The following is a 24723-nucleotide window of genomic DNA, read 5'->3' as shown; positions in this document are numbered from 1 at the left end:
TTACGACTTTTTCTTATCAACAAAGACCAACACAATAATTTATTTTAATGTCATTGAAATCATTTTACAAGCCGTAAAGGGGGTTATTTACAAATAAAGTGACGCTAGAAATATTCCCTCAACTCTTTTGAGAATGTCATGAATTTGTGATAAAGGCAGCGGATTTATGCCCCTTCCCAATTCAAGTGTGAAACCAGGGCGTTTATATTCTTGAATATACCAATCTTTAAATCCAGCATGACTATCAACATTTTGTATTGCCTTGTATCCACTCACCCGTTCAAATTCTCTTGCTAAGAATTCAGATTCAGGTGGTTCAAATCCTTCATATCCCCAATAAAACTCCTCTCCTTGAGTATGAAAGGCAAGAATACGATCAAATTGATTGTTCTTTATTAAATCAGCCATTGCTTTTGCTTCTGGTTCTGATAAAGAAGAGCTTCCTGGATAATCTCTAGGTGCAGGCGACTTTGGTGCCTTCCTTTCCTGCTCAATCTCCCAATTAGCTGGAAACTGATTATTTAAATCTACCCCTCTTATATTTGCTTTCCAATGGACAAATTCACCACTACCTTCATTTATCTTCAATACCTCTTGACGACTGCCTGTTGGCGGTCCATTCAATACGAGATCCACCCCATCCGGATTTACCATTGGAACAATGGAGAGTTCTGTTTCATTATATAAATTTATCGAATTAATACCTGCTAGTTGGCTTCGATTCGTTAAAGAAACAAGGTATTGATTAACAAGGCTCATTAAAATCATGGATGTAATCCATTCATTCGCATGAAAAGAAGCATTCATATGAACTTTTTTTAAACCCTTTCCAATCCTTATTTCTTGAATATGATTACCTAGAACACTAGTGCCAATTGTATCTACATTTATAAATGGATAAAACTTTTTTAACGCTTTGATCTGCTTCGTTAAAATTTTCGAACCATAAGGAAGTTTCAAACTAACATGGTGTTGTGAAATACGCTCAGGCAAATATAGGGTTTCACCGGGTACTACTTGATTTGGATTTTGCATTTGATTTAGTATCATTATGGCATCAATGGATAAATTTTTTGCCTTACTAATTTTCCATAATGTATCCTCTTCTTTTATGGTGTATGGAACAGAAACATAGCCTGGTATCATTATTTTCGTGCCAGTTTTCAAATTAGATGGATTTACCTTCTCGTTTGAATCGATAATAAGTTCTAGTGGAACCATGAATAATCGGCCATAATACGCATAGGAGTCACCTTCCCGGACTCTAACCTCCATATTTCATCCTCCTTCCATCATAAAAATGATATGACAAAAGGCGGTAGAAAATGAGCATAATAAAAACCTGCATTTGGATGCAGGTTTTTAGGATATTTTCTTATAAGTTTAGTTTATTTTTTATCAGCCATGCTGCACCAATTGCTCCAGCATCATTTCCTAGTGTGGCAAGCGAAAGATTTGTAGAATCCCTAGCCGCCGAAAAAGTAAACTTAGAGAAATTTGCTTTCACCGTGTCCAATAAAATATCACCGGCACGCGAAACTCCACCACCCAGAACAATCATTTCGGGATTCAGTGTATTAGCAATATTCGCTAGAGCAAATCCTAAATGAAAACTGACTTCATGGAGGACTTTATTTGCAAGTTCATCACCATTACGAGCACTATCAAAAACATCCTTTGCTGTAACTTTTCCATTTTCCACAAGGAGGGCAGCAAGCTCTCCCTTTGATTCAGGATTCGATAGCTCATTCTCTGCTAAGCGTACAATGCCAGTTGCAGATGCAATGGTTTCGAGACAGCCAGACTTTCCGCAATTACAAGGTGCACCGCCAAAAGGTATTGACGCTATATGACCAATTTCCCCAGCGGCACCGTTAACACCTCGAACAATATTACCATTAGCAATAACTCCACCGCCTACACCCGTTCCAAGTGTCACGCATACTAGATTACTTGCGCCTTTACCTGCGCCATTCCACATTTCGCCTAATGCAGCACAGTTAGCGTCGTTTTCAATAGCAACTGGTAAGCCCGTTAAAGAATGCAAGCTCTCTTGTAATGGAAAGTTATCTTTCCACCCTAGATTAACAACATTTAAGACAACACCAGTCTCATAATCTATCGGTCCTGGAGCCCCCATACCAATTCCAATTAATTTAGTTTTCTGTTCTTTCAATTCTTCTAGCTTTTGATTGATTGCAATAGAAATATTCGCGGTAATATTTTGACCTTCGTTTGAATTATCCGTTGGAATCTCCCATTTATGCTGAATTTCTCCGTTCAAATTTATAAAAGCTAATTTGGTTGTTGTCCCTCCAAGGTCAACTCCAACTATCCATTGTTCTGACACTGTAATCACCTATCTTTTTCTTCTTTTTCTTTTAAGAATCTTATTTCATGCCTTAAAATTAACAATGCAGTCGAGTATTCTTTGGGTTCTATTAGCTGGGCTTGATATAAATCTTTTAATTCTGACTCCATCAATTCAAGGTCAGCTATTCGGTCACCAATATAAATAATCGTTCCATATTGCTTTAATAATTGTTGAATATCATAGATTGACTTCATTTTTTTTAGCCCTCTTACTTAAAGAATAAGAAACATTACATGTAAAGTATACCTTAAGCCCATGCTGCTCTCAAGACGTTCTTTAGAAAGCAACTCTAACCGTATAAAATTTTTGCATGTCCAACAAGTTGTTCCCATAACCTTTACTATAACTACTATACTCCATTAATAGTAAAAGAAGGTTGGGATTAGATGATAAGAATCTATTTAGTACTAGGAATATCAATTACCCTTGTTCTAGCTATTGGTATATATCAGCATGCCAATCCAAAGGCACAGGAGAGTATTACGTACTTCCCTATTGACCCAAATGTAACCTTCAAAACGGCAGAGACTACACTAGCGATAACAGATCAACAAGCGCATACGATCCTCTGGAAAGAACATTCCACTCTTGACCGGAAAGCCTACTTAAGACAGGATGCTGCCCTATTATATGCCAATGGCCGCCTATTAGATGAAATGTGGAAATGGAAACAAAATACAGCAGAGCTCGAACAGGAAAAAAGAAAGAAGATTGATAATAGTTCACTATTACAAGCAATTACTTTTCACCATGCGGAGCTTCATGGTAAGGAAGATCAAATTTCCAGCTCACAGGAAATGTCATCTGATCAAATTTACTTTATTACCCCTGCCGCAGATGAAGAGAAAATCAAGAAACAACTGGACCAACAAACCGAGAGAATGCTCCAGCTAAGCTGGAACAAAGCACTGCGCCATTTTGCAATTAATTTAAAAAATTACCAGGCTTACCCCCTCAGCCAATTCAATGAACTGGCAAAGAATGTATTGCCTGGTTTTACAAAATCACAGACCGATGCAATTGTAGGTAATCTTTGGGAAGGCTTATATAAAAACTATATACTAGGTATAAAAAAAGCAGACGGAACTAGTGAAAGTCCCAGAGGCAGTACCCTTCCTCTAATTTTAATTGCAACGGATAAGACTCATATTTTAGTGTTAATCGAAACTGCTTCGGGTGAGCCTATTCTCCTCCGTCAGATGATGGGAGCAGTCGATTAAGTTCTTGAACCAAATCAGCGTATTCTTGTTGACTTGGTCTTATTTCCACTGCCTTTTCAGCATTTTCCTTTGCTTTCAATACGTCATTTTCCTCTAGATAAATTAATGCAAGATTGTAGTATGCTTCCGGTAAGTCCGGATCCATTTCAATCACTTTAAGAAGATGTGTTTTCGCATCCTTTAGCTCACCAAGCTTGATTTCAATAAACGATAACGCAAAATATACCTCCGCAGATGGTTGATTGGATTCTGCATATTTCGTTAAAACGGCATATGCTTGTTCGTAATTTTCCTGTTTTATATATTCTTGCGCTAACATCATTGTGGAACTTTCATTTCCACCTGTCTTGGAATGTTCAAAGCCATACAATAGCGAGCCGTAAATAATACCTGCAGATACCAACAAAAATAGCAGCTGCAAAAATGGCTTTTTCTTTTTAGGGAAATGCACAATCCCTGCTGCAAGAAAACCACCGGCTAATCCGCCTAAATGTCCAGCATTATCTACAATTGAGACGGTAAAACCAAATATTAAATTAAAGACAAGAACCGTTATAACACTTGGTCCCATTGTTCGAAAAAAAAGTTTCGGATATATGAGAGCGAAATAAAGCAATGCTCCAAAACAACCAAAGATTGCTCCACTAGCTCCTGCAGAAATATTTGGGCTAAAGATAAAACTGGCAATAACTCCTGATATACCTGCAAATAGATAAATAAGTAGAAATCGCAAATTCCCAAAGATTCTTTCCACAGCAGGACCTAAAAAATACAGTGCCAAGGTGTTCATGGCCAAATGTAAAAAACCTATATGCAGGAAAATGGGTGTAATGAATCTCCACCATTCTCCGTCATAAATATATGGATTAAATTTTGCCCCGAATTTAATTAGTGTAGATGTATTTGTACTTCCCCCTTGTAGCTCTAATAATAAAAAAACAGCCACCTGGATAATCATAAAAAAGTATGTAAAAAATGGCTTTCCATTCGTAAATATTTCTTTCTCTTTCCTTGCTGATTGTATCGCAAAGTCTAACGTTGCCTTCTTTTGAGCATTAACATCTTGCTCAGAATACTCTTCATGAACGGGGAAGGAGACTTCGCTTTCAAGCCTGGTTGATAAAGATTTAAATCCTTCCTCATATTGATCACGGGTTATTAGTACAGAACTAACACTTGTTTTATTACCTTGAGGGAAAATAAATGGACGTACCAGCCGAAATTCGTACTCATCAACAGGCGGATACTGACTAATATAGACATTTAAAATCGAAAGCTCCCCACGACCAAGCTGTTTTCGAACCTTTTCACCATTTGAGGCGGTAAATTCTATATCTCTTTGCATGGTATTGCTCCAGTCTAAATCCTGCCGTAATAACCGAATGATGGGGGCTTTTTTATTTTCCAGTCTTTCCAGCCATAATTCTTTTTGATTATCAAATAATTGAACGATTCGGTAGCCTTGTTCTGAAACGAAAAAATAAGCTAATCTCCAAAAGAGGTAATCTTCTTTATTGTTCAATACGCCCACTACTTTCTATTAGGACTATTTTTGTAACATTGTTTACCGTTTATTTCATTATAAACGAAAAACTCGCCTAATAATGACAAAAACAGGTTAATAAGGACCGCATTTTTTCAATAAAAAAAACCATCTGTGGTTTTCACCATTCAGATGGTCTTTCAGTTGGTCCTCCAAAAACGGTCTGCATCATTTTGTTTTTCACACCTGGAAAGCTCATGATGGAGCCTACGGCAAGTCGACGCATCCAGCCAGACCTTAGCATTACGTTAATGATTCGATACCTAAAGCGGAATGCAACATAGCCGATTGACCCAATCATAAATATGGATGTCAACATACGAGACATTATTCATCCCTCCTACCCATATTGTGTGAGCAGGAGTCTATTTTTATCCAACTCTTTTTAGTATTTACTTAAAACAGGATCCATTGTTTCCTTTAGTACCTTCACGGAGTTTGAGAATTTTTCCTTCTCTTTCTTATTTAGGTCAAGTTCTACGACCTCTCTGATACCACTGCGATTTACCACGGCAGGGACGCCAATATAGACGTCTTTATGACCGTATTCCCCATCTAAATAAGCAGAAACAGTTAATACTGAATTCTCATTACGTAAAATCGCTTTTGTTAATCGAACAAGTCCCATCGCAATTCCATAATAGGTCGCACCTTTTCGTTCAATAATATGATACGCTGCATCTCGTACATTGATAAATATATTGTCAAGGTCCTCTTGGTTCGTTTCATGCTTACTTGTCCATTCAGATATTTTCATTCCAGCAATATCTGCGTGGCTCCATACTGGAAGTTCAGTGTCTCCATGTTCCCCAATAATGTAGGCATGAACATTACGTGTATCCACATCATAATATTGTCCCAATAAAAAGCGGAATCGAGCAGTATCTAAAATTGTACCCGAACCAATTACACGTTCCTTTGGAAGCCCAGAAAACTTCCATACTGCATAGGTTAAAATATCAACCGGATTCGTTGCAACTAGAAAAATACCATCAAAACCACTTGCCATTATTTGTTCAACAATCCCTTTAAAAATATTCGTGTTCTTCTCTACAAGATCAAGACGAGTTTCGCCTGGCTTTTGGTTAGCGCCAGCCGTGATCACAACAAGGTCAGCTTGATCACAATCCGCATAGCTTCCATACCAAATTTTGGTTCGTGATGGTGCAAATGGCAAACCATGATTTAAATCCATCGCATCCCCCTCAGCTTTGGCCTCGTTTAAATCAACTAGCACAAGTTCTTCAGTTATTCCTTGATTTAAGAGCGCAAAAGCATAGCTTGAGCCGACAAAACCAGTTCCAACAAGGACAACTCTATTTACTTTTACCATGATATTCCTCCTCTGGACATAGTGGATATATTAATAAATTCATTACTCTATTATTGTATATTAGTTCACAAGTATTTATCAGTTTTAATCGGTGAGAAATCGTACCTTATAACTACCTAGTTACAAAATAAATAACAATCATTGCTAATAGCGCAGCAATAAGACCTGACAAAAAATTCACCATATCATTATCCACTAAATGATACCCTTTTATTCTTTTGGCTGCCATTTGGCAATGCACTTTTTTCTCTGTTGCAATTCCACATTTATTGCATATGTAAACCTGTTGATAATAAGCGCCAAATATTGTATCGATGACATTACCTAAAAAGCCGAACAAGAAAATGATAAAGACGTGGAATAGTTGCAAATCAAAAAGCCAAGCACCTGCAAAAGCTATTAGCATAGAACCAAAAATGGCAGCTGTAGTCCCTAATAAACTGACAGCTCCTGATGTCCCTTTTTCAATTGGCTTAAACGTACGTATGTATAAGGGTTTCCTTTTACTTAAGGTGCCGATTTCTGATGCCCAGGTGTCAGAATTTGAACTAGCAAGACAAACGATAAAACCAATCAGCCAAACCAAATCCTGTTGAAAATAATATATAATGCTGATTAACGCTGCAGAACCACCATTTGCTGCCACTTGACCCCAGTCCCTAGTTGCTCCCTTAGCTAATTTTTCCTCAATATCTTTTTTGGCTGAGCTCTTATATTTGGACCATAGGCTGGATGTAATAAAAAATAATCCAAGAAGGAGAAGTCCTTTTATTCCAAATCCAAAATAGACAGCTGCCCCTACTATTACCGCAGCAATGGCGCCATTACTGCTTAATGATCGTTCTAAATAACCTGCAATGCCGCCTAAAATAATGATTGTACTAATAACTATAGTTTGAATCATTTTATTTTTATTACCTCATCATTTGTGATTATCTTTGAAACCGGAATATCATGCTTTTCTATAGAGAATTGGGGAATGACTTGGAGATTAAAGGCAAGAGAAATAGTTTTTCCGTTATATTTCGTTAAATAACGATCATAGTACCCTCCGCCAAAACCAAGACGAAATCCCTGTCTTGTATACGCTAAACCAGGTACAAATAAAAGCTCGATATCCTCAGGCTTTACCTCTATCGTCTGTTCTATAATGGGCTCAAGTAATCCATAAAAAACGGATTCAAGTTGTGAAAATTCCGTTATTTTTCGAAAGGACAAAGTCTTTGTCTTCGGATTGCATTTCGGTGCGGCAACCACTTTTCCTTCCTCCCACGCCTTTTGTATAATTTGGTATGTATCGACTTCAGGTTCCTTCGAGATTGTAATTCCGATGACGTTCGCTTTTTGCCAATCCTCATCTTTATATAGGGTGTTAGCAATTATATAGGAATAATGTTCATAATTAGGTTTAGAAAGAAGCGCTAGACTCTCTTTCATTTCTTTACGTATAAGGTTTTTTTCGGACAAGTGCATCGTCATCTCCTTATTTTTTTACAACAAAAAAAGCAGCAGGAAGCCCTACTGCTTATTTTGTTTCACGGTGTGCTGTTGTACGCTTTTCTCTTGGGCAATACTTCTTAAGCTCAAGACGATCTGGGTTGTTACGTTTATTTTTTGTTGAAATATAGTTACGATCTCCACACTCAGTGCAAGCTAACGTAATATTTACACGCATGTCAATTTCCCTCCAAACGATTAAGCTAGTTCGTTCATACGACTTTTCTATAATATCATTTTTCAAAAGGAAATGCTAGTGTGTTTTTTAAAAGCTTATTTTACTATCCAGAATTTCGTTAACCTAGATATTATTTCTGCTTAAACTATCTTGTCTTTTCACTCATATTGGCCCTTTGATGTAACAGAGTATCTTCCATTACGTTAACGGTTTGGGAAGCAATTCGCTTCCATCCATATAAACTCTTAACAATCTTCATTCCTTTTAAACCAATCTCTTCTGCTATTTGCGGATTCTGTAATAAAAATTCAATATTCTTCAGTAGGCTTTCTGCATCACCTGGAACCATGAGCAAGCCCGTTTGCCGATCCATCACAATCCCTTTTAGCCCTCCTGTTTCTGAAACAATGGTGGGTTTACCAAGAATCATAGCTTCTAGAGCCACAATGCCAAAAGGCTCATATAAACTAGGGAACACAGCTATTTCACTATTCATTAATAGCGCATTTCTTTCCTCATCCGTAACATAGCCAATAAAAGCCACATAATGATCTAATTGTTTTTCTGTTACCATCTTCCGATATCTTTCCAGCATTGGCCCTTTACCCGCAATAACAAAATAAATTTCCTGTCCCTGTTCCTTTGCTGCCTGTGCCGCCTCAATTAACGTCTCAAACCCTTTTTCTTTTACGATTCGGCCGACTGAAAAAATGTATCTTTTATTCTTAATAAATGGATAAATCTTATTTGAATCTACTTTACTATTACAGGGTTCGATACCGTTTGGAATAATGGTTATTTTTTTATCTGAGAGATGGAAGTTTGCTAAAAGATCTTCTCTCATATAGTTACTGCACACAATGACTTGATCTGATTCTGTCATGAGCTGAAGTTCTTTTTCATGGATAAACCGCTGCATCTCTGTATAAATTCCATTATTCCTGCCATGTTCAGTCGCATGAATCGTAGATAATAATGGAATCGATAGCACTTCTTTTAACGTAATTCCAGCCGTTCCCACCAGCCAATCATGAGCATGTACGATATCAAACTTTATATTTTCTGCTATTTTTTCACCTTTGTAACTTATAGCTAGATTCAAACCAGCAATCCAAGATAGAAAATGGTCGTCTTGGTTATTGAGTGGCGTGACACGATGGACATGAACGCCACTCATGATTTCGTGAGCCGCGAGACTGGCATTGCCTGCTGTTACCACATGGACCTCGTGGCCTTGCTCAGCTAAATGTACAGAAAGACCATTAACATGCCTTGAAAGCCCGCCTACAACGTTTGGCGGGTATTCCCATGTCAGGATTAGAATTTTTAATCGCCAATCATAGGAATATTTTTGGGTCATTTCATTTATTAATTTATCATTCATTATTCTGCCCCACATTTTTTGCTTCTCCGTAATAACTGTACGTACTTACATAATCAATCCATTTTGGGGAGTATTGATCAATTTGTTGATTGTGTACTAAATTATTATAAATTTCACTTCCATTTACATTTCCTAATGGGGGGGTTTGAACAGAATATGAGCGCAGGATTGGAAAAAAGTCATTATCATTAAATTTAACACCTAATTCGGCTACATAACTCCTATTTGCTGTAAGGCCTTTGATAAACCAATGTCCCTTATGATAGGGTACCGCGATATCATAGTAATGATGTGCATTTTCTCCCGTGAAAATGATATCTGTTACATCATATAGTCTAATGATATAGACCAATTCCTCATACTTCCCGTTATAAAATAAAGTAATAACTTTCTCGGGAATCTTTGATGCTTCCCAATAAACGATAATTTTTCTTGGGGTAACCAGTTTCACTTGAAGTTCACCTTTAATTGGAGAATATTCCATCGAAGACTGTTCTAAAACGTCATCTTCCTTCTTAGATATCTCTTCAACAGTATCATCTACTATATGATTTTCCTGACTATTTATATATTTATTCCATCGGTATTGGACTCTTCCAACCGTAGTGTTGAGTTGTGAGGCGATTTTTCGGAATGATAAACCATCCTCTCTTAGTTTAATAATTTCTTCAATCATTGTTCTCCTCCATTCTGCAAACACATACATATGCAAAAGTAATCTAAATATTCTTTCATAGATAAACTTAATGGTACCACCGGTAAGCGAACTGTACAATAAACGTATTTTGTCGTATTTTGCTTCTGCATAAAGTGACAATTTTCTTAGCATAAAAAAAAGATGAGACATCATTTAGAGGTCTCATCTTAGGTGGATTATTATTACTCATTTAGGTTGAATTTTTTTCCAGTTACAAGATAGATTACATTCTCAGCAATGTTCGTTGAATGATCAGCAATTCTTTCGATAAATCTGCATACAAAAGATAGTTGAATAATCTGGTTTGTTGCATTCGGGTTTTCTGGGACCATGCTAATTAGTTCATGAACTAATTTACCAAACATATTATCCACTTCATCATCCTTCTCAGCACAATTCTGTGCAAGCATCACATCTTCATCAATATATGCTTTAATTGACATTGTGACCATTTCAAGTGCTTGATCCATCATCTTTGGAATATCACGAATTTCTTTAAAGTGCTTTTCATTACCAATATGAATGGCTGCTTTTGCTATATTTACTGCCATATCGGCCATACGTTCTACTTCCGATGAAACCTTTAAAGCCACATTGAGTGTTCTCAAATCTTTTGCGACGGGTGATTCTCTTGCAATCAAAAGCAAAACGGTATCATGAATTTCATGTTCTAAGGTGTCTATTTTATCATCACCATCAATGACTGCATTAGCTAATTCAATATCATGGTTAATTAGGGCACTTAGTGAATCACGAACAGCAGTCTCCGCTAAACGTTCCATTTCTAAAAGTTTCTCTTTTAAAGCCGTTAATTTACTATCAAATTTCGATCTTGTACTCATCTCTTCACCTCATCATCCAAATCTTCCTGTAATATAGTCCTCAGTTCTCTTATCTGCTGGAGTAGAGAAAATTTTATTAGTTTCAGAGAATTCTATCACTTCTCCATTTAAAAAGAAAGCAGTTTTCTTAGATATACGTGCAGCCTGCTGCATGTTATGAGTAACGATAATAATACTAAAATCCTTCTTCAATTCTTGTACAAGTTCTTCTACCTTTAATGTCGAAATGGGATCAAGTGCAGAAGTAGGCTCATCCATTAAAATGACATCTGGTTCTATCGCAAGACAGCGGGCGATACAGAGACGCTGTTGCTGCCCCCCAGACAGCCCGTAAGCATTTTGAGTAAGACGATCCTTTACCTCATCCCAAATCGCAGCCCCACGTAAGCTTTTTTCAACAATTTGATCTAAGATTTTTTTATCGCGAATACCATGTATTTTTGGTCCATAAGCCACATTTTCATAAATTGATTTTGGAAATGGATTGGGCTTTTGGAATACCATTCCAACCTTTGTTCTCAATTCTTCTACTTGATAGGATTTATCTAGGATATTTTTCCCTCGATAGAGAATTTCACCTGAAGTTCTAACACCTGGTACAAGTTCTATCATACGATTTAATGTCTTAATATACGTTGATTTTCCACAACCTGAAGGTCCGATAATAGCAGTAATTTCATTTTCCATAATATCTAGGTTTATTTTCTTTAGCGCTTGATTATCACCATACCATAGATCTAAGTCGCTTGTTTTATATACAATTTGTTTTTCTTCTGTGTTGACAATATTTGCAGTGGCTGTTGATGTTTCCATTATAGTTTGCCTCCCTAAATCCTAGCCTTAATATCTTTTCTGGAATTTATTTCGAATTAGTACAGCAATTGAATTCATAACAATTAACATGAAAAGTAAAACGATAATACCTGCTGCAGCTAAAGCGTGAAACTCTACCTGCGGGCGACCTGTCCAATTGTAAATTTGTAAAGGTAAAACAGTAATACTATCTAAAAATGTTTTTGGTAAAAATGCAAGAAATAAAGGCATTCCAAGGACAACAAGAGGTGCAGTTTCTCCAATGGCACGAGATAGAGCCAAAATTCCGCCCGTAAGTATACCAGGAATTGCAGCAGGAAGAACAATACGGACAATAGTCTGCCATTTAGTAGCTCCTAACCCAAATGAAGCCTCTCTTAATTGATTTGGCACCGCGCGAATAGCTTCTTGTGCAGCCACAATAATAACTGGCAACACAAGTAGACTCATGGTAAGTCCTGCGGCCAAAACACTTGTTCCAAATGCTAACGCACGAACAAATACTGTTAAACCAAGTAACCCAAAAACAATAGAAGGGACACCAGCTAGATTAGAGATATTAACTTTAATAAAATTTGTCAACGCATTCTCTTTTGCATATTCTTCGAGATAGATGGCTGTCCCTACACCAAGCAGCAATGAAACAGGTGCAACAACAGCCATTAACCAAATGGTTCCAATTAACGCAGCATAAACCCCTGCATTTTCAGGTTTCCTTGAAGGCAGACTTTGCAAAAATTGCAAATCTAAATAGCCAAATCCTTGAGAGAATATCCGATATAATAATATTCCTAGTATTAATAAAACAAACATAGTTAAAGCAAAAAATATCCATTTTGAAATAGAATTTTTTGATAATCTTGGTTTCATCCGCTTTACTACGGTATCATGATTAATTAGATTCATTAATATTCCTCCCTAAAACGACGAGTGATGTATTGAGCCAATAAATTCATCACTAATGTAAATACAAAAAGCGTCATCCCAACAGCATAAATACTATAATAGATCGTCGTACCATATCCTACATCCCCTTGGCTGACTTGGACAATATATGCTGTCATCGTTTGAATGGAACCCGTTATATTCCATTCAAGATTAGGTGTAGATCCCCCAGCTACTGCCACAATCATTGTTTCGCCGATAGCGCGTGAGATACCTAATACAATAGAGGCAACTATTCCTGAAATAGCTGCTGGCAAAACGACTTTAATAGCTACTTCAAATTTAGTCGCTCCTAGTGCTAGTGCACCTTCTCGCATTGCATTTGGAACCGAAGTCATCGCATCTTCTGAAAGTGAAGCTATCATCGGTGTTATCATAATTCCAATGACAATACCAGGACTTAAAGCATTAAAAATTTCAAGGGATGGAATGATATCACGTAATATAGGAGTAACAAAGGTTAGCGCAAAAAACCCATAAACAATCGTTGGAATTCCAGCTAAAACTTCTAATATCGGTTTAATAATTCTGCGAGCTCGATCAGTTGCATACTCACTCAAATAAATGGCTGAAGCCAATCCGATAGGAACAGCAACAATAGCAGCTATTACAGTTACCTTTAAAGTTCCCATTATTAGCGGTAGAATACCGAAAGATCCATTGGTTTCGGAAAAAGGATACCATACTTTACCTGTAAAGAATTCTTTAATCGATACAGCATCAAAAAATAAAAATGTTTCAAAAATAAGCGTAAGGACAATGCCAATCGTTGTTAAAACAGAGACAGCTGCCGTGAGGAATAAGATATATGGCATGATTTTTTCTGTAATTCCACCAGCACTTTTCTTTTTCTTCTTCTCTTGAATCATTTTTTGAACCGAGAAGGAATTGGTGTTTTGAGTGGCCAATTTGAAAACCCCTTTCATTCCAATGACAAGATGAGAAGCACATTTTACCATGCTTCTCACCTATAAAATTATTCTAACTCTTACTTAAGAGTTTCTAATGTATCTAGTTGCTTTGTATAGTCTGCCTCAGGTAATTTTACATAGCCAACATCTTCAGATAAGGTTGCAGCATTTTCTAAAAGGAACTTTACGAAATCATATACTTCTTCTTGATCTTTAATCGCAGAGTTTTTCACATAAGTGAATAATGGACGTGATAATGGTGCATACTCGCCTGATTCAATAGTTTTATTGTTCGGCTCAACAGGGCCATTTCCGCCATCAATTTTAACAACTTTTAAAGAATCTTTGTTTTCAGCATAGTAAGCATAACCGAAGTATCCAATGGCATTTTTATCACCCTTAACACCTTGTACTAAGATATTGTCATCTTCCGAAAGAGTTGCTTTTTGAACAATCGGTTGTTCATCAAGAATTACTTCATCGAAGTAATCAAATGTTCCTGAATCTGCACCAGGAGAGTATAATTTGATTTCTTCATTTGGCCAATCAGGATTGATATCAGACCATTTTTTCGTTGTACCATCTTCAATCCAAATCTTCTTTAAATCGTCGATTGTTAAGCTTTCTACCCAATCATTGTCTTTATTTACCACTACTGAAAGTCCGTCAAATGCTAATTTTACTTCTGTAAAATCAATACCTTTTTCTTTAAGACCTGCTGCTTCCTCATCTTTTATAGGACGAGAAGCATTACTTAATTCAGTTTCACCTGCGATGAATGCTTTAAAACCGCCTCCAGTTCCTGATGAACCAACAGAAACTTTAACGCCTGGTTGTGTCATGCCATATTCTTCAACAACTGCTTCCATAATTGGGAAAACTGTAGATGAACCGTCTATTTTAATTTCACCTTGAAGTTGCTTTACTTCTTCGCCAGCTTGTTCTTTGTTGCCTTCAGTACCTTGTGCGCCACAAGCTGCAGTGATTGCTAGCACACCAGACATCATTGCTGTTAGTGCTAATTTCTTAAAGCTTTTCATTACTTAATTCCCCCTACGAAAATTGGTTTGTTTTTATCTTGTTCGTTTTCCTTACAAGACTAATAATATACTCCTTCTGTAAAGCTTGTTTTAATGGATTGTAAAGGTTTTGTAAAGGTATGTATGACTTTTGTAAATCATAAATAAAATGTATTAATGATAGCATGTTCATTTATAAAAATAATATGAAAAAACCTGCCTCAATTTTTGAGACAGGTTTGTTAAATCTATTGATTATTTTGCTGTGTTTCTGGTGTTTCTGCTGTACCATCGGCGTTTTGTGCAGTATCTTGGTTTTCGGTCGCAGGAGTCTGCTTCTTTAGATTAAAATACGTATCCAAAACCCTTTTTCCAATCACATTGGCAGTAGCCGGACCACTGTTTCCCTGATATGCCCATGGAACCATAACAGCCATTGCCACTTCCGGATTATCAAACGGTGCAAAGCTTACAAGACTTAAATTCATCACTTTTGGCGGTATTTCCCCAAATTTCTTCCTTTCAGGACCATCATAAAAAGCTTGAGCGGTTCCTGTTTTACCTGCAGGATTATACTCGGAACCCTTAAAGGTACTAACACCGGTACCATCTCCTACTTGCATAACCATTCTAAAGCCTTCCTGTACCCGATCGATCCATTCATCCTTGCCATCGATACGATTTATTATCGTTGGTTGAATTTCCTGGAAAATCGGACCTAGTTGTTTGTTGTCAAGCATAGGTTCACGAATTTCCTTAACGATATGAGGTTGAACACGATACCCGCCGTTAGCAATGGTTGAAACATACTGCGCCAATTGCATTACCGTATAGGTATCGTACTGGCCAATGGCTAAGTCAAGCAGTAAACCAGATTGTTTAACCGGACCAGGATAACCAGTACTCTCATTCGGAAGGTCAATTCCTGTTTTTGTCCCAAGACCAAATTGACTAAATGATTGCCGCATAGTATCAAAAGCAGTTAAATCTAATGGTAGTGGTTTATTTGGTGCATAGTGCCCGCCTGCCATCTCTATCACTGTTTTCCACATATACACGTTTGAAGATATTTGTAATGCTCTTAGGTCATTAATATTTCCAAAGTTCTTCCAAGAAGACTTAGGTTGTGTATTTTTAATCAATAAAGGCGAATCGTACTGAGTTGAACCTGGCTGAATTGCCCCTGTATTATAACCAGTTAAAATTGTCGCACCTTTGACAACAGATCCAACTTCATAAGAGGTTGTAATATTCCCAAGTGCAAAGTCACGCATTTCTTGTTTATTGGTCTCGTCATTTTTAGCAATTTGCTTTCCAGCCATTGTTAATATTTCGCCTGTATGTGGGTTCATGAGAACAACAAATGCTCGGTCTAATAAAGCTGATTTGGAATTTTGTTTTGCTTTCCAAAGTTCTTCTTCTATAATTTTTTCAATTTCAAGCTGAAGATCCATGTCAACGGTTAGAACAAGGTCTTTTCCGCGCTGTCCTTCAGAAACAACTTCAGTAGACAAGATTTTCCCTGCTTTATCGGTAACATTTTTGACCTTACCCTTTTGTCCATGTAAGACATCTTCATATTGAAGCTCAATGTAACTTTTACCGACCCGATCATTTCGATTATAATCACGAGCAAGGTACTCTTCTAGTTTATCTTTTGGTAAGCCTTCATCAGAAGATGTAACATTTCCAAGCACAGTCTTTAATGTGTTTCCAAATGCATAATATCGTTCCCAATCTGTAGTAGTATCAACACCAGGTAAAGCTTCTAAGTTTTCACTGACTACAGCAAACTCTTCGGGGGTGACATTTTCATTTTTTACGATTTGTTGAGTTAAGGCGTAACCGCTGTTAAATTCCCTAAATATCGCAAGCGTTTCTAAATCCTGTGGAGTTAAACTTTTCAGGTCCTTCTCAGTAATCCTTTTAAGCTGGAGATTATAGATCTCTTTATCATCCAATTCCTCTTGATCGTATTTGTCCCATTCTTTCTCTGTAATTTTTGCTTTTGCTTTCTCAGGGTTTTTTAATATCCAAAAGTCCTGTTTATCACGTTCACGAACTTTTGATATATCTTTATCAATCAGCTTTGCTAAGCGTTCAGCGGTTTTGAGCATTTCTTCTTGGCTTGTATCTTGATACTTTGTATATGTGATGGCATTTAATGGTGTATTGTCTACAATAACTTTTCCGTTGCGGTCAAACATTTTCCCTCGGGGCACCGGATTGTTAACGGTGATATCTTCCGTTCTCTCAATTTCGCGTTTAAAATCTTCCCCATAAACGATTTGAACTAAACCTAAACGTAGAATAAGAACAGAAAACAACAAAAATATAACAAAAAAAAGTATGTTTAAGCGAAAAGTAACACGCTGCGTTTTTTTCTTTTTAATAACCAGGTTTCTCACTTCCTTGCCAATTCGACATGATAACCCTTATTTTAGCGGAAAATCAACTTACTTTCTACGAAAAAGACTTACCAATTGACAACTTCCTACAATCCACACAAAAACCATAAAAATAAAAAAACACGATGAGTAATCGGAATTACTCATCGTGTTACGCCGTAGGCAATTGGACTCTCCTTACAAACAAATAAATGAGCGAGTGACCAGCCCCTAGAAATAATAGCAGGATTGGGATACTTTCCTTCTCATTAAACCAAGTAACTGCTGCTAAGAAGGATAGTATGGAAACAATTCTTCCCAGATTAATATAGATTTCGCGGACGACTATATACTCGATTCTCATTTCGGCGGCTTTCCAAGCAGAACCAATTACATCATAGGTAGTGGACACATATGGTACTAGCAAGATCGGATAAGCAACCGCAATCATCGCTGCGTAAATTAAAAGTTTTACATAATTAACATCCCAAACGATAATCAAAACAGCTAAATAAAGGATAATACCACCAATAAGGATCGCCTTTTTTCGTCTGTTTTTTTTAATCAACCGGGATGCAGCATAGTAGGCTATGAAGGAAATTCCGGAGTTAATCAGTCCAAAGGTCCCTAGAGCAAGCTCGCTTCCGGTGGAAATGTAGACCAGTACCGAGATTATAAATAAAAATGTTCCTTCTCTCAGCCCTTGGAAGAAATGCGCATTTGTAATAAGACGCCAATTTTCATTTTTCTTTCTTTCTTCTAGAATCCTTTTAAAATCATACCTGCCATTTGCAGGACGTGGCTTTAATGAAAAACTTAAGAAAACAGCTAATGCGAAAAGAGATAATGATATTCCAAATACAATCGAATACCCAGTGAACTTTTCAAACCGTGTAATAATAATGCCTGCGGCAATTGGTCCAATCATACCACCGGTAGAGGACAAAATTCCTAAAAAGCCGTTAAAAAAATCTCTTGTTTCAGGTTCGGTTATTTCAAAAGTTAAGACATTATAAGCAAGCCAATAAAAACCATATCCCACTCCAAGCAGGCCGCCTAACAGTAATAGATAGGTTGAAGCATTTTTTCCTGTTATTAAAACCATTAAATAAAATATTGCTAAAAAACTAACTCCGATTCTTAATACTTTAACACGATCAATTTTTTTTGCCCATCTGCCTGCTAGGATGAAAGTTAAGGGCTGCAAAATAACAATTGAAAGGTTATAAAGCGCGAGGTCTGAATATTCTCCCGTTTGCTTCCATAAATAAATATTTACAAAAGTATTCGATAAAGCAACACTTAAAGAATATAAACCGCCAATGATTAACAGCAAGGATAAATCTTTTGTTAATTCTACGTCACCTAAGAACTTAAATTTTTTCGCCATAGTAACTCCCCTTTGTGATAAGGGTTATTCTTTAACAAGGAGGAAGCCTTTATACGATAAAATAAAAAGACAGCTAAAAAAGTCAGCTGTCTTTCCACATAACTATTATTATTTCGCTGCAGTGTAACGTTTTGAAACTTCATCCCAGTTAACAACATTCCAGAAAGAAGAGATGTAGTCTGGACGACGGTTTTGATAGTTAAGGTAATAAGCGTGCTCCCAAACATCAAGACCAAGGATAGGTGTTTTTCCTTCCATTAAAGGTGAGTCTTGGTTTGGTGTGCTAGAAACTTCTAATTCACCATTGCTTACAGACAACCAAGCCCAGCCTGAACCAAAACGAGTAGTTGCTGCTTTAGCAAACTCTTCTTTGAAGCTTTCGAAACTGCCAAATTTATTATTGATGGCATCAGCTAATTCGCCAGCTGGTGCGCCGCCGCCATTTGGTGCAAGAATTTGCCAGAATAATGAGTGGTTAGCGTGACCGCCGCCATTATTACGTACAGCTGTACGAGCTGCTTCTGGTACTGCGTCAAGGTTAGCAATAACCTCTTCAACAGATTTTGCTAATAATTCTTCATTGCCTTGTAGTGCGTTATTTAAGTTTGTTACATAAGTGTTGTGATGTTTTGTGTGGTGAATATTCATTGTCTCTTTGTCAATGTGTGGCTCAAGCGCGTCATAAGCGTAAGGTAATTGTGGTAATTCAAATGCCATGGTATTTCCTCCTATGTAAACAAAAGTTTTTTTAGCTTAAAGATATGTCTAAAATCAAAACAATTTTAGAATATTCCTAAAGCTTTGTAGCTTAAGATTATCAAAGAAAGTGTTTTCTTTCAAATAAAAAGCTCTGCTCCTAACAAATATACAATTTCCTTCACAACAAAATTTTATACATTAATTTTTTCAAGTTTTCAATAAATTGTCATGTTTCAACCGGTGATAGGTTGTTAATACATGTTTAAATCAAGTTGTAGGGTGTAAAGGAGATGGACATATGCTAAAAACTAGTTTTTCGATATATAATTTATTAGAACAATTCTTTCAGAAAACAGAACAACCTCTAAAAATTAAAGCGGGAAGCGTTCTTTTTCAGGAGAAAGATTCAGTGGAATATGTATACCTATTGCTCAGCGGAACAGTGGCACTAGGGAGAGTCCATATGCGCGGAAAGGACTTTATTTTAAAAATTTTAAATAGCAGCGAATTGATTGTTGAATATCAACTTTTTAAACATAATCCTCATTATCAATTTTATGCAAAGACACTGTCTGACAGTGAAATCCTTCCTATAAAAAAAGAGCAATTTGAGGAATTTATCTTGAATGACCCTGATGCCATGAATGCTTTTGTTTCTTGGTTAAGTACAAGTTACCTAAAAGCACAAATGAAGTGCCAAGACCTAATCATGAATGGTAAAAAAGGCGGCCTATATTCCATTCTCATTCGCCTTTGCAATACCTATGGTGTTATGACAGAGGATGGTATCCTTATTGATTTACCTTTAACACATCAAGAACTTGCCAATTTAACCTTCGGAACAAGGGAAGTTATTCAACGTGCATTAAAGGAATTGCGGGAAAAAGATGTTATTACCTATGATCAGCAAAAATTCACAATAAGAAATATTAAATACCTAAAAGAAGAGGTGGACTGCCAAAACTGCCCCTATGAGATCTGCGGGGTAAATTAAATAAATCCTCCTCCCTTTCAAGTGAGGAGGATTATTTCTTTTAAAAAACAACTAATAAGAAATAAACAATCATAAGAGTTTGAATAATTGCTTTTGTTATGACACTGCTAATAAAGCCAACAACAGATCCAAAACCTATTTTCAAACTGTTTTTAATATCTTGCTTATTAACTAAAAGCTCTGCTGCTACTGCACCTATAAATGGACCAATGAGAATTCCCAAAAACGGTATAACGAATGGTCCGACTAAAAGTCCTATCGTGCTCCCCCAAACTCCAGCCTTTGAACCGCCATATTTTTGTACCCCAATCATATTGGCGATATAATCCGCGACAAACAAAAGAATAATAAAAAAACCTTGAATCAGCCAAAAGAACCATCCAAAGTGTTCAAATGAAAAAAAGACACCATATAATAGATATCCAGCTAATAAAAACAAAACACTTGGAATGATGGGATAAACCAGACCGACGAACCCAATGATAAATAAAATTGAAATGACTGACCAATAAACGATCTCCATGATTTCTCCATCCTTTTAAAAATGTATTATTTACCTATACGGCCAGCTTTCTAAATAGTTTCATAAATCAACATTCTTGTTTATAACAGCTCCTAAAGTTACAATAGAATGGTGAATCTTTATTAGGGTGGTAATTATGAATATTTTTAAGCAATTTTATAAAAGTACTTATTCTCCAAAGGATATAGCTTCTTTCCGTTTTCAAGGAATTGGCAAAACCATTTTATTTGTCTTTTTTCTCACTTTTTTATCCATTTTGCCATCAATTTATTACATAAATACAATGCTAAATGAAGGAATTGATAGTACAAAATCGGTCATAAACAATGATATCCCCTCTTTTACCATAGATAATGGTACTCTCTCTGCCGAGACAGATGTACCGATCACGGTTGATAAAGGTGAGTTCTCCATTATTGTCGATCCTACTGGTGTCATTACAAACGAAGATGTAGAGGACAAGGGCAACGCCATCGCTTTGCTGAAGAATGAAATTACCGTCGCTGCAGGTGGAAGAGTTGATAGCTATTCCTATTCTATGATGGAAGGTTTAACGATTACGAAAGCGGATTTCATCGATATAGTGGATACAGTTGATGGGCTGAAGGGAATTATTATTCCCGCTATTTCCCTTTTTATGTTCCTTATATCAAGTGCTGTAAACTTTATTGAAGTATCCATTCTAGCTTGGATCGGGTTATTATTAAAAAATCTAGCTGGCAGAAGTATTAGTTATCGCCACTTATGGAGAATGGCTGCCTACAGTGCAACGCTGCCTACAGTTTTCTTTACTATTATGAGCGCCCTTAATACACCTGTACCAAATAGTTTTTATATTAATTGGTTTGTTGAAGTAATTATCTTATTTTTAGCCATTAAAGAAATTCAAAACGAAAAAACAAACTTAGAAAGTTAAACGCGCCCATTGGGTGCGTTTTTTCGTTCTATAAAGAAGTGGACAAGCATAGGAATGTACAAACATTCCATTTTGGAGGCATGTCTTATGAAAAGGATATTTCTATTTTTGTTTGGACTTCTGACAATTTATGTAATATATATTGATTTAACGGCCGGTACCCTGCCTAAGCAAGAAACTCAAAAACCAGAACAAACAGTTGTAACAATGACAAACGTTAAAGAGGCGGAGGATTCTTTTGAAGCCGAAGTTGAACCTGGTGAAACTCTGATATCGATCGTAGAAAATCATTTAAAAAAACCCTTACCTGTATCCATTGACAAACTGATTGAGGATTTTCAAAGTTTAAACCCAGGATTATCTCCAGAAAAGATTCAAATTGGATCAACTTATGAATTTCCTGACTACTCTAAATAGGGAAACAAAAGCGTCTGTCTTGTCAAGATCAGCAAAGGACTGATAAAATAATAGGTGCATGTTTAAACTAACTATTATTCGAATCCAATTTGAAGGAGCGAATTTCCTTGAGTGAAATTACACATCGTACAAAAACCCGTCCCGTTAAGGTTGGGAATTTAACGATTGGCGGAAGTAATGAATTATTTATACAAAGCATGACCACTACTAAAACACATGACGTTGAAGCGACCGTTGCTGAAATCAAACGTCTTGAAGAAGCAGGCTGCCAGATTGTTCGTGTTGCATGTCCAGACGAAAGAGCAGCAAATGCAATTCCCGAAATAAAGAAAAGAATTAATATCCCTTTAGTAGTAGATATACATTTTGATTATAAATTAGCGCTTAAAGCCATTGAAGGCGGCGCTGATAAAATTCGGATTAATCCAGGGAATATCGGAAAAAGAGAAAAAGTGGAAGCTGTTGTTAATGCTGCCAAGAAGCGTGGAATTCCAATCCGTATTGGTGTAAATGCCGGATCGCTAGAAAAAAGAATTCTCGAGAAGTACGGTTATCCTACTGCAGATGGAATGGTCGAAAGTGCTCTCCATCATATCAAAATCCTTGAAGATCTGGATTTTCATGACATTATTGTTTCCATGAAAGCATCAGATGTTAACCTTGCAATTGAAGCCTACGAAAAAGCTTCAAAGGCATTCGATTATCCACTGCACTTAGGTATTACTGAATCAGGTACTTTGTTTGCCGGTACTGTAAAAAGTGCTGCTGGGCTAGGAGCAATTATTAGCAAAGGCATTGGTAATACACTCCGTATTTCCTTAAGTGCCGACCCTGTTGAAGAAGTAAAAGTTGCTAGAGAGCTTTTAAAAGTATTTGGTCTATCCTCAAATGCTGCAACGTTAATTTCATGTCCAACCTGTGGCAGAATCGAAATTGATTTGATCAGTATTGCCAATGAAGTGGAAGATTATATTTCGAAAATAAAAGCGCCAATTAAAGTAGCAGTATTAGGGTGTGCTGTAAACGGCCCTGGTGAAGCAAGAGAAGCTGACATTGGAATTGCCGGTGCACGTGGTGAGGGATTACTGTTCCGTAAGGGTGAGATTGTACGTAAAGTACCTGAAGACCAGTTAGTCGATGAATTAAAAAAAGAAATCGATCAACTTGCTGAGGAATATTTTCAAAAAAAAGCATTAGAGGAAGCAGAAGTAACCCAATAAAACATTAAGAAACCCGGCAAAGCTGCCGGGTTTCTTTTTTGTCTAGCTCCAGCGCCTAGGGGCTCGGGGTCATAAGCCAATCCGTCAAGAAGGTAAAGTACCACCTTCTCGCCGGCTCGTCTTATGCCTGTCGCCCCTGGGAAAAATTGAACTGCATTTTTCCTTGGACAAGGCGCTTCCGCTTTTCTTTTTGCCCCTATATTTGCAAGCCGCTGTTAAAAGAACGGTAGGATAAAGATACCAACGATAATGGAAATGGCACCTATCCCAATTGCCCACGCGCCAAGACTATCTGCTCCTCGGCGTTTAGCAACGAATCCTAACACAATACCTGCTGCACCAAAAAGAATCGGCATTACAAACAGTGATAAAATCGATAACGCTAAAGCAGCCCATCCCATTCCTGTACCAGCTTTTGTATCCGTGCCAGCCCCAGAACCACTTTTTGATCTTTCCTGGAAAGTTGGTCGGGTTATAGGAACAGGTGCTGCAATTTCAGCAGCTGTTTCTTCTCTATATTCCGAAGAGTTTGCACCAGCATTAGTACCCGTGCCAGCCCCTGCACCATTCTTTGATTTTTCCTGGAACGATGGTTGGGTATTAGAAATAGGCACTGCCATTTCAGCTGCTGTTTCTTCTTTATATTCTGAAGAATTGCTTGGGCTATTTTGGTTAGATTTTGGACTTGGGAGATACCCAGCCACTTTCGTGTCTTTTTTATCTTCCATCCGAATCCCTCACTTTCAGTAATAGGAGCATTAATTATTGTTTGTAACTTTCATCATTTTAGTATGGTAAAATAAAGTTAAAAAATTGGCAGTTGAAGGTGAATACAGATGAGGAAAAGATTTGGCATTGATATTGATGGTACGGTAACGTGTCCATCGGCACTTGTACCGTTTATTAATGAAGGATTTGGGCTAAACATTACATTAGAGGATATTAAAGAATATGACCTAAATAAGGTGGTTAAGGTACCTGAGGAAAAATTTTCAAAATGGTTTGTTGAAAACGAGCCCATCATTTATGAGCAATCCCCACTTGCAGATGGGGCAGAAAAAATACTTAATATATGGAAAAAGGAACATGAGTTATTTTTTATTAGTGCAAGAGGTTCACACCTTCTAGAAAACACAAAGAAATGGTTTAGTAAAAAGGGCTTGTCCTACAATCATATAGAATTAATTGGTTCGCATGATAAGGTAGCCACAGCAAAACGACATCAAGTGGATATTTTTCTCGAGGATAAACATGACAATGCTGTCATGATTCATGAGGAATGTGACATTCCTGTCCTTTTGTTTAATACACCTTATAACCAGGACCCCATTCCAAAAGGTGTCATACGTGTCAATAATTGGTTGGAAGCGAATAATTGGGTTAAAAATTGGCTTCGGTAAATAGCACCAAACAGCATGGCA

General features: G+C 37.0%; 27 protein-coding genes. 6 read left to right on the top strand and 21 right to left on the bottom strand.

Going from position 1 to position 24723, the window contains the following annotated elements:
* Positions 1-87: 87 nt before the first annotated feature.
* The 3 genes from ACN6MT_RS12980 to ACN6MT_RS12970 form a co-directional block, all read right to left on the bottom strand.
* On the bottom strand, positions 88-1275 hold the full coding sequence (locus ACN6MT_RS12980; RefSeq protein ID WP_419956133.1) for a M14 family metallopeptidase: 1188 nt from the start codon (positions 1273-1275) through the stop codon (positions 88-90).
* 100 nt (positions 1276-1375) lie between these two features.
* The gene (locus tag ACN6MT_RS12975; protein ID WP_419956132.1) at positions 1376-2350 is read right to left on the bottom strand and encodes an ROK family glucokinase; all 975 of its coding nucleotides are present in this window, start codon (positions 2348-2350) and stop codon (positions 1376-1378) included.
* Positions 2351-2355: 5 nt separating this feature from the next.
* Positions 2356-2568: a YqgQ family protein gene (locus ACN6MT_RS12970; protein ID WP_063251315.1), complete on the bottom strand. Its 213-nt coding sequence runs from the start codon at positions 2566-2568 to the stop codon at positions 2356-2358.
* 192 nt (positions 2569-2760) lie between these two features.
* On the opposite strand from ACN6MT_RS12970, the gene ACN6MT_RS12965 reads away from it, so the two are divergent.
* Complete coding sequence (locus ACN6MT_RS12965; protein WP_419956131.1) at positions 2761-3594, top strand: hypothetical protein; 834 nt, start codon at positions 2761-2763, stop codon at positions 3592-3594.
* Here the strand turns inward: ACN6MT_RS12965 and ACN6MT_RS12960 are convergent.
* The 16 genes from ACN6MT_RS12960 to ACN6MT_RS12885 all read right to left on the bottom strand — a co-directional run bounded on the left by ACN6MT_RS12960 (position 3557) and on the right by ACN6MT_RS12885 (position 19250).
* Entirely contained in the window at positions 3557-5125 is a 1569-nt protein-coding gene (locus ACN6MT_RS12960) for a rhomboid family intramembrane serine protease (RefSeq protein ID WP_419956130.1), read from the bottom strand. The two genes, ACN6MT_RS12965 and ACN6MT_RS12960, sit on opposite strands and share 38 nt — an antisense overlap.
* 133 nt (positions 5126-5258) lie before the next feature.
* Positions 5259-5465: a hypothetical protein gene (locus ACN6MT_RS12955; protein ID WP_063251318.1), complete on the bottom strand. Its 207-nt coding sequence runs from the start codon at positions 5463-5465 to the stop codon at positions 5259-5261.
* Positions 5466-5522: 57 nt separating this feature from the next.
* Positions 5523-6473, bottom strand: a complete 951-nt coding sequence (locus ACN6MT_RS12950; RefSeq protein ID WP_419956432.1) for an L-lactate dehydrogenase — start codon at positions 6471-6473, stop codon at positions 5523-5525.
* 109 nt (positions 6474-6582) lie between these two features.
* Positions 6583-7374, bottom strand: coding sequence for a DUF92 domain-containing protein (locus ACN6MT_RS12945; RefSeq protein WP_419956129.1), 792 nt, complete (start codon positions 7372-7374; stop codon positions 6583-6585).
* On the bottom strand, positions 7371-7943 hold the full coding sequence (locus tag ACN6MT_RS12940) for a 5-formyltetrahydrofolate cyclo-ligase (protein WP_419956128.1): 573 nt from the start codon (positions 7941-7943) through the stop codon (positions 7371-7373). Before ACN6MT_RS12940 ends, ACN6MT_RS12945 begins: the two co-directional genes overlap by 4 nt.
* 52 nt (positions 7944-7995) lie before the next feature.
* Complete coding sequence (rpmG, locus tag ACN6MT_RS12935) at positions 7996-8145, bottom strand: 50S ribosomal protein L33 (protein WP_015594975.1); 150 nt, start codon at positions 8143-8145, stop codon at positions 7996-7998.
* 145 nt (positions 8146-8290) lie between these two features.
* On the bottom strand, positions 8291-9529 hold the full coding sequence (locus tag ACN6MT_RS12930; RefSeq protein WP_419956127.1) for a glycosyltransferase family 4 protein: 1239 nt from the start codon (positions 9527-9529) through the stop codon (positions 8291-8293).
* Entirely contained in the window at positions 9522-10379 is an 858-nt protein-coding gene (locus tag ACN6MT_RS12925; RefSeq protein ID WP_419956126.1) for a DUF4912 domain-containing protein, read from the bottom strand. The genes ACN6MT_RS12930 and ACN6MT_RS12925 overlap by 8 nt, the downstream gene beginning before the upstream one ends.
* 29 nt (positions 10380-10408) lie before the next feature.
* Entirely contained in the window at positions 10409-11068 is a 660-nt protein-coding gene (gene phoU, locus ACN6MT_RS12920) for a phosphate signaling complex protein PhoU (RefSeq protein ID WP_063251324.1), read from the bottom strand.
* Between the two features lie 12 nt (positions 11069-11080).
* Entirely contained in the window at positions 11081-11881 is an 801-nt protein-coding gene (pstB, locus tag ACN6MT_RS12915; RefSeq protein WP_419956125.1) for a phosphate ABC transporter ATP-binding protein PstB, read from the bottom strand.
* Between the two features lie 27 nt (positions 11882-11908).
* A complete protein-coding gene (pstA, locus tag ACN6MT_RS12910) occupies positions 11909-12787 on the bottom strand; it encodes a phosphate ABC transporter permease PstA (protein ID WP_063251326.1) in 879 nt (292 codons plus the stop codon).
* Positions 12787-13752 (bottom strand): phosphate ABC transporter permease subunit PstC, encoded by a 966-nt coding sequence (gene pstC / locus ACN6MT_RS12905; protein ID WP_063251410.1) that lies wholly within the window; start codon positions 13750-13752, stop codon positions 12787-12789. The genes pstA and pstC overlap by 1 nt, the downstream gene beginning before the upstream one ends.
* 62 nt (positions 13753-13814) lie before the next feature.
* Positions 13815-14777 (bottom strand): PstS family phosphate ABC transporter substrate-binding protein, encoded by a 963-nt coding sequence (locus ACN6MT_RS12900; protein ID WP_063251327.1) that lies wholly within the window; start codon positions 14775-14777, stop codon positions 13815-13817.
* A gap of 227 nt (positions 14778-15004) precedes the next feature.
* A complete protein-coding gene (locus tag ACN6MT_RS12895; RefSeq protein ID WP_419956431.1) occupies positions 15005-17155 on the bottom strand; it encodes a peptidoglycan D,D-transpeptidase FtsI family protein in 2151 nt (716 codons plus the stop codon).
* 160 nt (positions 17156-17315) lie between these two features.
* Positions 17316-18533: an MFS transporter gene (locus tag ACN6MT_RS12890; RefSeq protein ID WP_419956124.1), complete on the bottom strand. Its 1218-nt coding sequence runs from the start codon at positions 18531-18533 to the stop codon at positions 17316-17318.
* A gap of 108 nt (positions 18534-18641) precedes the next feature.
* Complete coding sequence (locus ACN6MT_RS12885) at positions 18642-19250, bottom strand: superoxide dismutase (protein WP_419956123.1); 609 nt, start codon at positions 19248-19250, stop codon at positions 18642-18644.
* 280 nt (positions 19251-19530) lie between these two features.
* Between ACN6MT_RS12885 and ACN6MT_RS12880 the strand changes: the two genes are divergently transcribed.
* Complete coding sequence (locus ACN6MT_RS12880) at positions 19531-20226, top strand: Crp/Fnr family transcriptional regulator (protein WP_419956122.1); 696 nt, start codon at positions 19531-19533, stop codon at positions 20224-20226.
* A 40-nt stretch (positions 20227-20266) separates the two neighbouring features.
* Here the strand turns inward: ACN6MT_RS12880 and ACN6MT_RS12875 are convergent, their stop codons facing one another.
* Entirely contained in the window at positions 20267-20749 is a 483-nt protein-coding gene (locus tag ACN6MT_RS12875) for a DUF456 domain-containing protein (protein WP_419956121.1), read from the bottom strand.
* A gap of 136 nt (positions 20750-20885) precedes the next feature.
* Here ACN6MT_RS12875 and ACN6MT_RS12870 point away from each other — a divergent pair, with 136 nt between their 5' ends.
* The 3 genes from ACN6MT_RS12870 (at position 20886) to ispG (ending at position 23302) form a co-directional block, all read left to right on the top strand.
* Positions 20886-21665, top strand: a complete 780-nt coding sequence (locus ACN6MT_RS12870; protein ID WP_034675772.1) for a DUF1189 domain-containing protein — start codon at positions 20886-20888, stop codon at positions 21663-21665.
* Between the two features lie 87 nt (positions 21666-21752).
* Positions 21753-22082 (top strand): hypothetical protein, encoded by a 330-nt coding sequence (locus ACN6MT_RS12865; protein WP_419956120.1) that lies wholly within the window; start codon positions 21753-21755, stop codon positions 22080-22082.
* 116 nt (positions 22083-22198) lie between these two features.
* Complete coding sequence (ispG, locus tag ACN6MT_RS12860) at positions 22199-23302, top strand: flavodoxin-dependent (E)-4-hydroxy-3-methylbut-2-enyl-diphosphate synthase (RefSeq protein ID WP_218008372.1); 1104 nt, start codon at positions 22199-22201, stop codon at positions 23300-23302.
* A 215-nt stretch (positions 23303-23517) separates the two neighbouring features.
* Here ispG and ACN6MT_RS12855 read toward each other — a convergent pair whose 3' ends face one another.
* Positions 23518-23922 (bottom strand): hypothetical protein, encoded by a 405-nt coding sequence (locus tag ACN6MT_RS12855; protein WP_411834225.1) that lies wholly within the window; start codon positions 23920-23922, stop codon positions 23518-23520.
* 216 nt (positions 23923-24138) lie between these two features.
* Here ACN6MT_RS12855 and ACN6MT_RS12850 point away from each other — a divergent pair, with 216 nt between their 5' ends.
* Positions 24139-24702: a 5' nucleotidase, NT5C type gene (locus ACN6MT_RS12850; RefSeq protein WP_419956119.1), complete on the top strand. Its 564-nt coding sequence runs from the start codon at positions 24139-24141 to the stop codon at positions 24700-24702.
* Positions 24703-24723 lie beyond the last annotated feature (21 nt).

It is taken from the genome of Neobacillus niacini (assembly GCF_048572935.1).
GTDB classification, from domain to species: Bacteria; Bacillota; Bacilli; order Bacillales; family Cytobacillaceae; genus Neobacillus; species Neobacillus niacini.
This window is presented reverse-complemented; position numbering and strand designations above follow the sequence as displayed.